Source organism: Ralstonia chuxiongensis (assembly GCF_024158925.1).
In the GTDB taxonomy this organism is placed as follows: Bacteria; Pseudomonadota; Gammaproteobacteria; order Burkholderiales; family Burkholderiaceae; genus Ralstonia; species Ralstonia chuxiongensis.
Genome location: NZ_JAMYWC010000004.1, coordinates 290,957 through 304,499, shown reverse-complemented (window position 1 = coordinate 304,499; position 13,543 = coordinate 290,957). Strand labels below are relative to the sequence as shown.

15 protein-coding genes are annotated in these 13,543 nt (G+C 63.7%); 5 read left to right on the top strand and 10 right to left on the bottom strand.

From position 1 onward, the window contains the following. Window positions 1–128 precede the first annotated feature (128 nt). On the top strand, window positions 129–1,883 hold the full coding sequence (locus NKG59_RS14830) for a PQQ-dependent methanol/ethanol family dehydrogenase (RefSeq protein WP_253538134.1): 1,755 nt from the start codon (window positions 129–131) through the stop codon (window positions 1,881–1,883). A gap of 71 nt (window positions 1,884–1,954) precedes the next feature. Then, on the top strand, window positions 1,955–2,287 hold the full coding sequence (locus NKG59_RS14825) for a c-type cytochrome (RefSeq protein WP_253539096.1): 333 nt from the start codon (window positions 1,955–1,957) through the stop codon (window positions 2,285–2,287). Window positions 2,288–2,361: 74 nt separating this feature from the next. On the opposite strand, the gene pqqE is transcribed toward NKG59_RS14825, so the two are convergent. From pqqE to pqqA, 5 genes are all read right to left on the bottom strand, one after another. Further along, complete coding sequence (pqqE, locus tag NKG59_RS14820; protein ID WP_253538131.1) at window positions 2,362–3,564, bottom strand: pyrroloquinoline quinone biosynthesis protein PqqE; 1,203 nt, start codon at window positions 3,562–3,564, stop codon at window positions 2,362–2,364. Continuing rightward, complete coding sequence (gene pqqD, locus NKG59_RS14815) at window positions 3,536–3,808, bottom strand: pyrroloquinoline quinone biosynthesis peptide chaperone PqqD (RefSeq protein ID WP_092969117.1); 273 nt, start codon at window positions 3,806–3,808, stop codon at window positions 3,536–3,538. The genes pqqE and pqqD overlap by 29 nt, the downstream gene beginning before the upstream one ends. Next, entirely contained in the window at window positions 3,789–4,499 is a 711-nt protein-coding gene (gene pqqC / locus NKG59_RS14810) for a pyrroloquinoline-quinone synthase PqqC (RefSeq protein ID WP_045206003.1), read from the bottom strand. Before pqqC ends, pqqD begins: the two co-directional genes overlap by 20 nt. Continuing rightward, complete coding sequence (gene pqqB, locus NKG59_RS14805; RefSeq protein WP_253538129.1) at window positions 4,496–5,413, bottom strand: pyrroloquinoline quinone biosynthesis protein PqqB; 918 nt, start codon at window positions 5,411–5,413, stop codon at window positions 4,496–4,498. Before pqqB ends, pqqC begins: the two co-directional genes overlap by 4 nt. Window positions 5,414–5,556: 143 nt before the next feature. Next, the gene (gene pqqA, locus NKG59_RS14800) at window positions 5,557–5,631 is read right to left on the bottom strand and encodes a pyrroloquinoline quinone precursor peptide PqqA (RefSeq protein WP_009277446.1); all 75 of its coding nucleotides are present in this window, start codon (window positions 5,629–5,631) and stop codon (window positions 5,557–5,559) included. Between the two features lie 104 nt (window positions 5,632–5,735). Between pqqA and NKG59_RS14795 the strand changes: the two genes are divergently transcribed. Next, window positions 5,736–6,680: an alpha/beta fold hydrolase gene (locus NKG59_RS14795; RefSeq protein ID WP_253538127.1), complete on the top strand. Its 945-nt coding sequence runs from the start codon at window positions 5,736–5,738 to the stop codon at window positions 6,678–6,680. On the opposite strand, the gene NKG59_RS14790 is transcribed toward NKG59_RS14795, so the two are convergent. Next, window positions 6,666–8,684 carry a sigma-54-dependent Fis family transcriptional regulator gene (locus NKG59_RS14790; RefSeq protein WP_253538125.1) on the bottom strand — a complete coding sequence of 673 codons (2,019 nt, stop codon included), beginning with the start codon at window positions 8,682–8,684 and terminating at the stop codon, window positions 6,666–6,668. The two genes, NKG59_RS14795 and NKG59_RS14790, sit on opposite strands and share 15 nt — an antisense overlap. Window positions 8,685–8,949: 265 nt before the next feature. Between NKG59_RS14790 and pedF the strand changes: the two genes are divergently transcribed. Both pedF and NKG59_RS14780 read left to right on the top strand, forming a co-directional pair. After that, a complete protein-coding gene (pedF, locus tag NKG59_RS14785; protein WP_045206006.1) occupies window positions 8,950–9,435 on the top strand; it encodes a cytochrome c-550 PedF in 486 nt (161 codons plus the stop codon). A gap of 98 nt (window positions 9,436–9,533) precedes the next feature. Beyond that, the gene (locus tag NKG59_RS14780) at window positions 9,534–10,415 is read left to right on the top strand and encodes a substrate-binding periplasmic protein (RefSeq protein WP_045206007.1); all 882 of its coding nucleotides are present in this window, start codon (window positions 9,534–9,536) and stop codon (window positions 10,413–10,415) included. An 86-nt stretch (window positions 10,416–10,501) separates the two neighbouring features. On the opposite strand, the gene NKG59_RS14775 is transcribed toward NKG59_RS14780, so the two are convergent. The 4 genes from NKG59_RS14775 to NKG59_RS14760 form a co-directional block, all read right to left on the bottom strand. Beyond that, window positions 10,502–10,942, bottom strand: a complete 441-nt coding sequence (locus NKG59_RS14775) for a hypothetical protein (RefSeq protein ID WP_253538122.1) — start codon at window positions 10,940–10,942, stop codon at window positions 10,502–10,504. Between the two features lie 326 nt (window positions 10,943–11,268). Then, the gene (locus NKG59_RS14770; RefSeq protein ID WP_253538119.1) at window positions 11,269–12,102 is read right to left on the bottom strand and encodes a MipA/OmpV family protein; all 834 of its coding nucleotides are present in this window, start codon (window positions 12,100–12,102) and stop codon (window positions 11,269–11,271) included. 212 nt (window positions 12,103–12,314) lie between these two features. Continuing rightward, complete coding sequence (locus tag NKG59_RS14765; protein WP_253538116.1) at window positions 12,315–12,770, bottom strand: VirK family protein; 456 nt, start codon at window positions 12,768–12,770, stop codon at window positions 12,315–12,317. 198 nt (window positions 12,771–12,968) lie between these two features. Continuing rightward, window positions 12,969–13,241: a hypothetical protein gene (locus NKG59_RS14760; RefSeq protein WP_024975105.1), complete on the bottom strand. Its 273-nt coding sequence runs from the start codon at window positions 13,239–13,241 to the stop codon at window positions 12,969–12,971. Window positions 13,242–13,543 lie beyond the last annotated feature (302 nt).

The window sequence follows — 13,543 nt, the reverse complement described above, 5'->3', positions numbered from 1 at the left end:
CGTGCTGCAAGTGGGTCAGAACCGTGATTTCACGGCGTTTTCCGATGGCACGGGATTTGCCCTGAGTCCGACCGGTGTGACATCACACTGCCGGACCTGGACCATAAATAGAGGTAGAGGAGACAAGAATGAGGACACTACGAGTGATTGCACTTGCGGCTGCAATGGCGGCAGCAAGTGTTGCCGTGCACGCGGCAACGCCCCCCGTTACCGATGCCATGATCGAGAACGACGCGAAATCGTCGAACGACGTGCTGACCTGGGGCATGGGTACGCAAGGGCAGCGCTTCTCCACGCTCACCAAGATCAACACGAAGAATGTCAGCCAGCTCGTGCCGGCGTGGTCGTTCTCGTTTGGCGGTGAGAAGCAGCGCGGGCAGGAAGCCCAGCCGCTGATCTACAACGGCAAGATGTTCGTCACGGCGTCGTACTCGCGCATCTACGCGATCGACCTGAAGACCGGCAAGAAGCTGTGGAAGTACGAGCAGCGTTTGCCGGAAGGCATCATGCCGTGCTGCGACGTCGTCAACCGTGGCGCTGCGCTGTACGACAACCTGGTCATCTTCTCCACGCTGGATGCGCAACTGATCGCGCTCAATCAGGACACCGGCAAGATCGTCTGGAAGGAGAAGATCGAAGACTACGCCGCCGGCTACTCGACGACCGCCGCACCGCTGATCGTGAAGGGCATGGTGCTGACGGGCGTGTCGGGTGGCGAGTTTGGCGTGGTGGGCCGTGTGGAAGCGCGCGATGCCAAGACCGGCCAGTTGATCTGGTCGCGTCCGACGGTCGAAGGCCACATGGGCTACAAGTACGACAAGGACGGCAACAAGACCGAGAACGGCATGACGGGCACGCTCAACGCGAGCTGGCCCGGCGAGACGTGGAAGACCGGTGGCGCATCGACGTGGCTGGGCGGCACGTATGACCCGCAGACCAACCTGGTCTACTTCGGCACCGGCAACCCGGGCCCGTGGAACAGCCACCTGCGCAAGGGCGACAACCTGTATTCGTCGTCGACGCTGGCCATCAACCCGGACACCGGCAAGATCGTCTGGCACTACCAGAACACCCCGAACGACGGCTGGGATTTCGATGGTGTGAACGAGTTCGTCACGTTCGACATGGACGGCAAGCGCGTCGGCGGCAAGGCTGACCGTAACGGCTTCTTCTATGTGAACGACGCGAAGAGCGGCAAGCTGCTCAACGCGTTCCCGTTCGTAAAGGTCAACTGGGCCACCAGCATCGACCTCAAGACCGGTCGCCCGAACTACGCACCGGAGCACCGGCCAGGCGATCCGGCGCAAGCCACGGGTGAAGACAAGAAGGGCAAGGCGGTGTTTGCCGAGCCTGGCTTCCTGGGCGGCAAGAACCAGATGCCGATGGCTTACAGCCCGCAAACCGGTCTGTTTTACGTGCCCGCCAACGAGTGGGGCATGGAGATCTGGAACGAGCCCGTCAGCTACAAGAAGGGCGCGGCCTACCTGGGCGCCGGCTTTACCATCAAGCCTCTCAATGAGGATTACATCGGCGCACTGCGCGCGATCAACCCGAAGACCGGCAAGATTGAATGGCAGATCAAGAACAACGCCCCGCTGTGGGGTGGTGTGATGACGACTGCCGGCGGCCTGGTGTTCTGGGGCACGCCCGAGGGCTACCTGAAGGCGGCTGATGCCAAGACCGGCAAGGAGCTGTGGGAATTCCAGACCGGCAGCGGCATCGTTGCGCCCCCCGTCACCTGGGAAGACAACGGCGAGCAGTTCGTGGCCGTGGTGTCGGGCTGGGGTGGTGCAGTTCCGCTGTGGGGTGGTGAAGTAGCCAAGCGTGTGAACTTCCTGGAGCAGGGTGGTTCGGTTTGGGTGTTCAAGTTGCACAAGAACTGACGTGCTGAGTTGAGCGCTGTGCGCCCTGTGCGGCGCACAGCCTCTCGCACAGCTTCATGGAGTTTCAGATCGTGATCATGCGTAATGGAGTGTTTTCGTTGCTGGCGGTAGCGTGCGCAGCAATTGGCGCGGCACCCTCCCACGCCGCCCCCGACATGCAGGCCCTGGCCGACAAGAGCGGCTGCTTCTCGTGCCACAGCATGCATGCCAAGATCGTCGGCCCGGCCTTTGCTGACGTGGCCGCCAAGTACAAGGGCGATGCTGACGCGCCGACCAGGCTGGCGCAGATAGTGCGCGACGGTGGCAAGGGCACGTGGGGCCGCATCCCAATGCCCGCGCATCCCGACCTCAAGGAAGACGAAGCGAAGCAGTTGGTGGCCTGGGTGTTGAGTTCAGGTTCCTAGGCTTCTACGTTGTTCGCAAGAAAAGAAGAGAGGGCCGGCATTGTCCGGCCCTCTCTGTTTTCTATGACCGCGCTCTATGGCTGTGTCAGCCGGCGCGAATTCGCATCCGTCCGGAACACGATCGGCACTTCACCGGTGCACGTATCCCGCATCTGCCCGAACCCGTTCATCGCAGCCATCCGGCCTTGCAGCACCACCTGCTGCAGCGCGCCGTGATCTGCCGACTTTCCACATACCGGGTCGGTGCGTGTCGCATCGCCCGTCAACAGGTACGCCTGACAGCGGCAGCCGCCGGCATCTTCCTCGCGCGATTCGCATGACTGGCATGGCTCCGGCATCCAATGCGTGCCGCGAAAGCGTTGAAAGGCGTCGCTGCTTCGCCAGATGTCGCGCAGCGGCTGGCTGAGCACGTTCGGCAGTTCCAGCCCCGGCAGCATGCGCGCCGAGTGGCAGGGCAGCGCAACGCCATCCGGCGCGATGCCGAGGAATGTCGTGCCCCAGCCGTTCATACACTTCTTCGGGCGCTGCTCGAAGTAGTCCGGCACGACGTAAAGCAATTGGCATCGGCTGCCGATGCGGGTCCGGTAGTCGTTCACGACAGCCTCGGCGTCGCGCAGTTGCTCCAGGGTGGGCATCAGCGCCAGGCGGTTCTCCCATGCCCAGCCGTAGTACTGCGTGTTGGCGAGTTCCAGGTATTCGGCGCCGATCTCCAGCGCCATGTCGATGATGGCGCCCACGTGCGGCAGGTTATGCCGGTGCATCACGCAGTTCATCACCATCGGATAACCGTGGGCCTTGATCAAATCCGCCACGCGGCGCTTCAAGTCGAAGGTGCGCGTGCTCGACAGAAAGTCGTTCATCTCACGCGTGGAGTCTTGGAACGACAACTGGATATGGTCGAGCCCCGCAGCCCGCAACGCCCCAAGCCGCGCATCGGTCAGGCCCACCCCGGACGTCACGAGGTTCACGTAGAACCCGAGCCCATGCGCATGCGCGACCAGCGTTTCGAGATCCTTGCGCAATAGCGGCTCGCCGCCAGACAGGCCGAGCTGCACCGCGCCCAGCGCCCGCGCCTGGGTGAACACATCGCACCACTGCTCGGTGGTGAGTTCCCGATCGTGCCGCGTGTAGTCCACCGGGTTGGAACAGAAGGCGCAATGCAGCGGGCAGCGATAGGTCAGCTCGGCCAGCAGCCAGAGCGGCGGACCGGGCATCGGCGTGGCGGCCGGCGCCAGCAGCGAATCGGCCTCAAACGAGCCAGCCGCGTTCGAATGCATGTTTGACAAAGGCGTGGACCTCCGGAGCGATGCCCTGCACGCCAAAGGCGGATTGCAGGTCGTCAATCAGCATGTCGAGGGTATGGGCACCGTCGCAGCGCTGCAGGATCGCAGCGGCGCTGTCATTGAGGGTGACCATGCCCTCGGGGTACAGCAGTACCCAGCTCTGCTGCATGTCTTCCCATTGCAGCCGGAAGGTCCGGTGCAGCATGGGGTGGGCCGGATCAGGCAAGGGAGGGCTCATGTGCGTGGGCCTGTTGGATGGCATCGAGCATCGACCAGAGGATGTCGAGCTTGAACTGCAGGATGTCCAGCGCACGCTGTTGCTGCTCGGGCGTGCGGAAGTAGTCGAGTGTCACGCGCAGGCCGTGCTCGACGTCGCGCGAGGCCAGCGGAATGCGTGAGCGGAAGTACGCCAGCCCTTCTGGCTGCACCCACGGATAGTGATCGGGCCAGCCGGCCAGCCGTTCCTTGTGGATGTCCGGCGCAAACATCTCCGTGAGCGAGGAGCACACCGCCTCCTGCCACGGCGCTCGGCGCGCAAAGTTCACATACGCATCCACCGCAAAGCGCACGCCCGGCAGCAGATGCTGGTGAGACCACAGTGCGTCGCGCGTCAGGCCCACGGCTTCGCCCAGCCGCACCCAACTCTCGATGCCGCCGGGGCGCGCATCGTCGCCATCGTGATCATGAATGCGGACGATCCACTCGCGCCGCGTTGCCCGGTCAGGGCAGTTGGACAGGATGGCCGCATCCTTGAGCGGGATGTTGACCTGGTAGTAGAACCGGTTCGCAACCCACGTGCGGATTTCCTCTGGCGTGCATTCGCCGGCGCGCATGCGCAGGTTGAATGGATGATGGATGTGATAGCCCGCCTGCTTCGCGCGCAACCGCGCTTCGAAGTCTTCGGCCGTCCACGCAACAGGATGTGTCATAGCGAGATTTCCATGCCGTCGTAAGCCACCTCGATGCCGTGCGCCTCCAACTCGCGGCGCTGCGGCGAGTCTTCATCGAGGATCGGGTTGGTGTTGTTGATATGAATGAGCACCTTGCGCTTTGCGGGCAACTGGTCGAGCACTTCGATCATGCCGCCCGGGCCCGATTGCGCGAGGTGGCCCATGTCGGCTGCCGTCTTGGTGGAAAAACCAAGCGAGAGCATCTCGTCGTCTTGCCAGCAGGTGCCGTCCACCAGCACCACGTCGGCCGCGCCCATTTCGTCGAACACATGCGGTTCGACGCGGGCAAGGCCGGGCGCGTAGAACGCCCGCCGGCCGTTCTTTCTGTCGACGATGCGCAAGCCGATGTTGTCGCCCACGCGACGCGCGTTGCGGCTGGGCGAATAGGGCGGCGCCTTGCTCTCCAGCGGGATCGCCGTCAACGCAACGTCGTCGAGCGGAGGCACCGAAAACGCCGTGCCGTCCAGCGCCAGCGCGCGCGTGTCGAGCCCGCAGTAGTGCGACAACATGCGTGTGAGCGGGAAAGCGGTGGACAGATCGCTGATGACGGCCGCGCTGGCATAGACAGGCAGCGCCTGCCGATGCTCGCGCAGCATCAGCAAGCCGGTCACGTGGTCGATCTGCGCATCGATCAGCACGACGCCCACGATGCCCGTATCACGCGGCGCGCGTGCGGGTTGCAGCGCCGGTGAACTGCGCAGTTGCGCGAGGATGTCCGGCGAGGCATTCACCACGATCCAGTTGTGTTGGCCGTCGCCGAGTGCGATGGACGACTGCGTGCGCGGAGTGGCACGCACGGTGCCGCGCCGCACGCCATCGCAGTTGCGACAGTTGCAGTTCCACTGCGGAAAACCGCCGCCGGCGGCCGAGCCGAGAACCCTGAGTATTGTCATGATGCAAATCCAACGTGTCGGGCGGATTGAGCAAGAAGTCGGCCAGGGGATGGCGGGACGGCATGCAAGCCGCGAGCCGAAAAAAAAGCCCGCCGTGAAGAACCGGCGGGCCTGTGGAGCCTTACGTGCTCAGCCGTGCAGCATCAGCGGTTGGCGATGTACATGGTGATTTCGAACCCGAGTCGCAGTTCGGTATAGGCGGGCGTTGTCCAGTTCATGTCTCCTCCTTGAGGGTTGGCATAGTTAGTGAGTGCACTGCGTTGTTCAGCGGCTGACGCAGGCGTTTGCCGAACACAGCCGCATCGTCATCAAGGCAACATCCATGCCCACTTCCGACTGGCCAACCACCTCCGCTCGCCTCAACCTGCGCACGCCTGACGGCTATTGTCTGCATGTGCGCCAATGCGGGCACGACAGCGGTGAGCCGTGGCTGGTGCTGCACGGCGGCCCGGGCAGCGGTTGTGCGCCCTCGATGGCCGCGTGGTTCGATCCGCTGCTGCATCGCGCCGTGCTCCCGGACCAGCGCGGCGCCGGGCGCTCACGACCGGCCGGCACGCTACGGCGTAATACGGTGACGGCGCTGCTGGCCGATCTTGAGCAACTGCGCGTCGCACTTGGCATTGAGCGCTGGGGCGTGGTCGGCGGCTCATGGGGCGCAGCGCTCGCGCTGGCCTACGCTGATCGCTTTCCCAATGCCGTATCGGCGCTCGTGCTTCGCGGCGCTTTCCTGACCGGTTTCGACGATGTGCAGGCGCTGTTCAACGCGCGCGGCGCTGGCCGTGATCTCTTGCGGAGCGTCGACGGGCGCGGCGAGGGTTTTCCCGCAGCCCGTGGGCGCCTTCTCGTTGCAACAGACATGTTGCAGCCTGGTACAACTGTTCAGAAATTGAACATCGTCAGGGCGTGGCAGCGTGCGGAACATCGGCTGCTGGGTCTGCCGCCGCAGACACGTCGCCAAACATGGCAGCAGCGCATGGCCCTCGTGCGCAAGTATCAGTTGCAGGCGCATTACCTGTATCGGCGGGCAGGGCTTGGGAAATCAGCGTTGCTGCGGGCGGCTGCGCGTATCGGCGCGAGGGGATTGCCGGTGACGCTGCTGCATGGGCGGGAAGACAACGTTTGCCGCCCCCGGAATGCGCTGCGATTGTCTGCAGCGATACCGCATGCGCGGTTGGTGTGGGTGCCGGGTGGGCACCTGGCGGTAGGGGAAATGGCGAAAGCGCTGGGCGCTGCCATCCGTGCATCGGCGTGGTCAGTCGGTGTCTGAGGGCAAGCCGCCGGCCTCGTCGATCCTGCGATAGATCGTGTTGCGTGAAATGCCGAGCGCCTTTGCAGCAGCGGAGATGTTGCCGTTGTGCGCCTTCACGGCCGCCATGATCGTCATGCTTTCCACATCGGCCAGCCGCTTGGGCTGGGAGCCGCCCACGCTTTGAGTGACGGGCGGCACAGCCGCCGTCGGCGCCACCGCGTTGTCTGCAGCCGGCTGATCGCCATGGCGCGCCTGCCAGTCTTCAAGAAAATCGTCAGGCAGATGGTCTTCGGTGATCTCTGGCGCGCCTTCGGCCATCAGCCGGGCGGTGCGCAGTAGATTGCCGAGCTGGCGGATGTTGCCGGGCCAGTGGTAGCTGCGGAACTTCTGCATCACGGCTTCGCTGATGGGGGGCGCGTCGGCCTGTTCGAGCTTCAGCAGCTTGTCGGCCACGACGTCCAGGTCGGTGCGCTCGCGCAATGCCGGCAGGCGCACGACCAGGCCGTTGAGGCGGTAGTACAGGTCTTCACGGAACTGCCCGCTGGCCACCATCTCGCGCATGTTGCGGTGCGTCGCGCACACGACCGTCACATCCACCTGGATCAGCTTGTTGCTGCCCAGCGGCGAGACCGCACGCTCTTGCAGGGCGCGCAGCAGCCGCGCCTGCAGGTGCAGCGGCATGTCGCCGATCTCGTCGAGGAAGAGCGTGCCGCCGTTGGCCAGCACCATCTTGCCGATGCCGCCCTTCTTGCGCGCGCCGGTAAAGGCGCCTTCTTCGTAGCCGAACAACTCGGATTCAATGAGCGCTTCCGGAATCGACGCGCAATTCACGGCGATGAAGGGGCCGGCATGGCGCGGGCTGTCGGCGTGGATGGCACGCGCGAGCAGTTCCTTGCCGGTGCCGGTTTCGCCCAGGACCATGACCGGGATGTCTTTGCCGATGACCTTGCGCAGCTTGCCGATCACGGTCTGGATCTGCGCATCGCCGGTATCCAGTGCCTCCAGGCTTGCCGGTTGCCGGGATGGCTCGATGTAGGCCCGGCGCGGCGCCGTGTCGTGGTCGGTCGAACGTTCTGCGCCAATTGCACCGCCCACCATGCGGTTGGCCGGCCGCTTCCATTCGACGCGAGCAAATACCTTCACGCCGCTGGGCAGCTGCAACTGCACGATGCCTGCCGCCGCGGTACGTTCCCGGTCGATCAACTGCGACATCGACAGTCCGAACAGCGACGAAAAGGTATGTGCTTGAAGCGCGCGGATCGACAGGCCGAGCTGGAACTCGCCACTGCGGTTGGCCGACAGGAAGCGCCCCGCCGGCGTGAAGGCCGCAATTCCTTCGACCAGCGTGCCGATGAATTCCGGGCGCGAGTGGAAGTGGATGCACACCACGTCCTGGAACGTGTTGGCAAACAGCTGGTTCTCGATCATCTGGGCCGACATGCGCACCAGCGCCATGGTGTGCTTGTGGAAGCCACGATGATCACCCGTCACATCGAGCGCACCCACGGTGGCGCCGTACGGATCAAAGATCGGCGCACACGAGCAGGTGAGGAACTGGTTGGCTTCGAGGTAGTGCTCCGAGCCGTGGACCAGTGTGGGCTTGCCGTCGGCCAGCGCCGTGCCGATGGCGTTGGTGCCACGGCTCGCTTCCGACCACAGCGCGCCCGGCTGCAGGGCTACTTTGCTGGCCTGGGCCAGGAAATCGTCGTCGCCCATCGAATGCAGGATCAGGCCCGACGTGTCGGTCAGGATCACCATGCTCTGCGTGTTGACGATCTGGCTGTAGAGCGTCTCCATCACGGGCAGCGCGTGCGTGAACAGCGACTGGCTGCGCTCGATCTCGGTCTTCAGCTCGTTGTGCAGCACCGGGCAGAAGTCGGGCGATTCATAGGGCCGCAGGCCGTACGACTTGGATCGTTCGTGCGATTGCGCGATCAGTTCGGGCTGATCGTGCGGTGCGTCACCGAGCGTGGCCGGGGCGTTGTCGGAAGCGCGCGTGCCGGCTGCCGCGTGAGGGGTCATGGTGTGTCTCCTAAAACCTCGCCCGCAATCTGTGTGCGGGTCGGCCGGATCGCCTCAATTAACCAGGGAGCGAACCGGAAGTGTTGCGCCATGAAGCAAGACCCTTGCCAGGGTGTTGCATTCCTGAGCACCTGTGCCAACCCGTACCTCCGATATCCGGAGCGTTTGGCGGATCTTGGCGGTGTCTCCCGGCAGATTTTCGACTTGGTATGGCTCTTGCAGAAATGCCTCCAAAAATCGTTTCAACGACAACAAGGAGACACTCTTGAAAACGCCTCAAAACTTGCTCGCGCTGCTTTCTGCCTGCGCATTTCTGGCCGCGGGATTGCCCGCAACCTCATCCGCTCACGGCGATGTCACGCCGCAGGCCGTAGACACGCACACCTTACCGCAACTCGGCGCCGATTGGCGTCAGGACAATCCATACCGGACCGGTCCCGCACACGACGAAGCGCTGCGGATCGGCTCCTCCGGGTTCAACCAGAACTGCGCGCGCTGCCATGGGCTGGAGGCCATCTCCGGCGGGATCGCCCCCGACCTGCGCAAGCTCGACACCGACTGCATGTCGTTGGCCGATGCCAAGAAGAAGGAAGCCTGCTACGGCGAGGTGTCGCAATACTTCACCGCCACCGTCCGTCACGGCCGCACCCGTGACGGCCGCGTCTACATGCCGCCGTTTGAGAACGTGCTGACCCAGGAAGCGGTCTGGGCGATCAAGACGTATCTGGAATCGCGCCGCGTAGAGGACTAGTAGGTCGGCCTGCCTCAGTTGGCAGCTTGGCGAGCCGGTGCTGTCCCTGCCTTAGTGTGCAGCGGCTCGCTCATTTTTTTTCCGCCTGGAGATGTCTCATGAACGCCCGTTTTCGGTTGGCTGCGGCCGGAGCTTTTCGCCGCCTTGCCTGCCTCCTGCTTGCTGCGGCAGCCATGGTGTTGGGCGCCGTGCCGGCACACGCCGACATGGCGAAGATCCGCCAGAGCGGCGCCCTGAAGGTCGCGCTGTACAAGGGCCTGCCGCCGTTCTCCGATAACGTCGGGGGGCAATTCAGCGGCATTGATGTGGCGCTTGCCAATGCGCTTGGCAAGCAGATGGGTCTGTCGGCGTCGTTGCTGCCCTTTGATGCAGATGACGACGGCATGTCGGGCGACCTGCGCAACATGGTCTGGAAGGGGCATTACCTCGGGTACGGCCCGGCCGACGTGATGCTGCATGTGCCGGTCGACCCGAATTTCATTCGCCAGAATGGCCAGGTACTGATCTTCGCGCCGTACCTTCGCGAAGGCTACGTGCTGGTGTACGACAGCGAGCGCGTCGGTAAGGTCAGCAGTTTCGAAGACCTCGCCGGCCAGGCGACTGGCGCCGAGCAGGGATCGGGCGGCGCAAGCGCGCTGCTTTCCAGCGCCAACGGCGCCCTGCGAGACAAGGTGAAGATCTATCCGGAGGCCAACGAGGCGCTGCGTGCGCTGTTCTCCGGCCAGATTGCCGCGGCAATGGTGACGCGGGCGCAATATGAAAGTGCGCTGAAGGCGCAGAATCAATCTGCCACGCGCTTTGTGGCGACCGAGCTGCAGTCGCCGCTGCTGCCCGCACGCGGCTGGGCAATCGGCATGGCCGTCAAGGCGGATCAGCGTGAACTGGCGCAGGCGCTGGAGAGTGCGCTCAATGCACTGCGCGCCAGCGGCGAGCTGCAGCGCATCTTTGCGCAATACGGCGTCTCGATGGTGGCACCGTAGGCGCCACCGCCTGCACACGGAGCCGAACGTGTCGACGTACCTGATGCGATGGCCGTGCGGGCTGGCCGCTCCGGCCAGCTCACGCGCTATGCCTTCTCCGCCGCGGCGTGCTTGGAGGGCAACGCGCTCACGTTGTCGTCAAACTGCGAATCCACAGGGATCTTCGAGAAGTGGTGGATCTTCGGCGCGTGCGAGTCGTCGACCTGCGCGTCGTGCGGGTCGATGAACGACATTGCCGTGCGGCGCTTGAGCATGTGCGAGTCACGCGCTTGTGATTCGCGCCACAGCTCGGCCGTGAACTTGAGACCAGCGCGCAATGCGTGGGCGCTTTCCTGCTTGCCCTTGCGCTGGTCGGAGACGCGCTCGATGCCCTTCTTGACGACGTCTTCCAGGAACGTGATACGGGCGCGGTAATAGTCCGCGTGCATTTGTGCATCCATCACGCGCTGCTCTGCCTGGTACAGCTCCATGCGCAATTCGCTTAGCGCGCGTTCGGCCTGCTTCTCGGGAGAGGGTGCGTGGCTCAAGGCCCAGTTTGCAATCCACCGCAACATGGTCAAGCCCTCCTGTCTTGCGGTGTCCGCCGCCGGTGGGAAGACACCGTTCACTGCCCGCGCATTGATCGGAAGTGATCGCCGCTTGCCAAACAGACTAGCAAAAAAACCGGGGCGATTGCGCTAGTCCACGTGCATGCCTGTTGTGAAAAGGAAGCATGGTCCGTTTGGCTGAGAGGCGCGCGGGCCAAGTTCTGGTCTTATAGGCGGATTGCCTCGTGCATACAGTTTGCGAGGCAAACGTCACCTGCCTGCGCAAGCGATTGCGCATATCGTGGCGCCCGATCTTGGGCGCGACGTCAGCGGAACCGGTATGTAAGCGAAGCCATGGCCGTGGTCTGCTGGCGGCGCTGCATGATCGGGCTGTCGGCAGCATCTCCTTGCAACCGCGCAACCGTGAGCGAGCCATTGGCCGTCCACCGATCATCGAGCTTGCACGTGACGATGGCATTGAAGTGGATGTCGCGCAGCCCCGCATGCGTGGCAAATACCGGCAGGCCCGAACGGGCGCTCTGCCCATCGTCCACGCCAAAGAACGTACGCATGTACTGACCGTTCGTCCATGACACGCCGGTGCCAAGGCTGAACAGCCAGCGGCCGAGCGGCGCGCTTGCGTAGACATCGGCGTTGGCGATCAACCCCTGGCGGTTACCGAGGATGTCCTGCTCCGCATCGGTGGACAGCGTGAGGAACGACACCGTGTACTGCGCGAACGCCTTTGCGCGCACCGTGGCATTGACGTTGCCCAGACCGTTCAGGCGCGCGTCGTCATGCGCATGGCGCCATGTGGGGTCGAACTGGAAGTTGCCGCCCACCTGCCACGTGTCGTTGTTAGCCAGGTACACGCCTGCAAAGTCCATCCCCTTGGAAAAGAACCGGTGCTTGTATTCGATCTCCTGATCGATCCACGGAAACACGAAGCTCGATTTCGCACCTGGGTACTTGGGCGACATGTAAATCGCGGGGCCGACAGCGACGCTCCAATCGCTGGCTTCGGCGCTGTTTCCTGCGCTGCTTTCTGTGCTGGTGGCGGTGGCGGGTGCGGTCTGGGCCCGGGCGGTGCTGCTCAATGCGCCGATGGTCATCAGAAGGAAGAACGCAAAGCGGGGCAGGGCGCGCGAAGACAGCGGCATGGGAGAGCGGGAATTCGAAAGGAATGTGAGCGAAGGAAACAGCGGGCACGCCATTCTAGTGGAACCGCCCGAACGCTGGATGACGGTGTGGCCGTCGCCTTCACAAAGCAAACCACCCTGCCAGCGTTGTCCGCTCGACAGGGTGGGCGTGACGCGACGCTAAGCGGGCGTTGAGGGCTTGACGCTCAGATGATGGTTGCGATTGCCCGCACTCAGAACCGCGCAAACAGCTTGACGCCGTCGCCTAGCTTGCATGTGTACGAGACCTGGCTTTGCAGCGTGTATGCGGGCATGGCGAAGATGTACGAGGCAAAGCGCGCGGTGCCATCGGCCGTGATGGTGTAGCGCAGGAATTGTGTGATGGGCGCACCATCACGGCCGACGGTGAAATGGGTGTCGGCAAAGCTGAGGGTGTGGTCCGGTTGGATCCGGTATGCATTGACGGTGAGACCGCCGCGCGTCCGTCCAGCAGGCGTGGTGTTGGTGTCGCCCTTGCAGCGCGACAGATCGATGGTTGCCGTCATGGGCTTGCCGGCGCTTAGCGCCTGTTCGGCTGTCAGCACGTCGGGCAGGGGAATGGTTTGCGCGCCGGCGAACAGCGGCAGGGTTGCAAGGGTTGCAAGCGCGGCGAGGGGTAGCGCGATCGGTTTCTTGGTCTTTGGGAGCATGCGTGATGTGAGTCGCAGGGGGGGCGATAGACAAACAACCCCGGCCCGCCATGCAAGCCGGGCCGGGCAGGGAGACACGCGTGGATCGTAGAAGAGATCATGCTCAGCCACAACGCGAGATCGCGCCCCGATGCTCAACTTTGCTCATCCAAATAAAAAACGCCGGGAGTGCCCGGCGTTCTTCATGGCGCGACTGCCTTATTGCTTGGCGGGCGCAGCGGCCTTCGGTGCCGAAGCAGCGTCGGTCTTGGCTTCCGACTTGGCTGCAGCCTTGTGGGCCTTCTTGTGGGTGCGCTTCTTCTCGTGCTTGGCTTCAGCCTTCGGTGCCGAAGCGGCATCGGTGGTCGTCGCTGCAGCGGTCGCAGCCGGTGCGGGTGCCGCGGCCGGTGCGGACGCGGTGCCAGCTGCGAACACGGGGGCTGCGAAGGCACCAGCAACGATCAGAGCGGCCAGGGATTGAGCGACTTTCATGTGAGACTCCTTAATCAGATACAAGCGGGATATTGGGACTCCAGATACATGGATCTCGTCCCATTTGCGATCCATGCCTCCAAAAACGTCTCACATTGAGAGCGCGCTGACCGCCGTTTGTAAGCGTTCTGCCCACGGTGTAAGCGCGCGTAACAGGGTAGGTTTCACGGCATCCAATGTCTGTTGCGATGGGTTGAGACACATCAAGGCCCAGCCTTGCGCATCGGCGTACCGTCAGGCTTCGGGTGGACAACCGCTGACGCGTACACCACACTGCGTGGTGATGCGTGGGTCATTTCGAT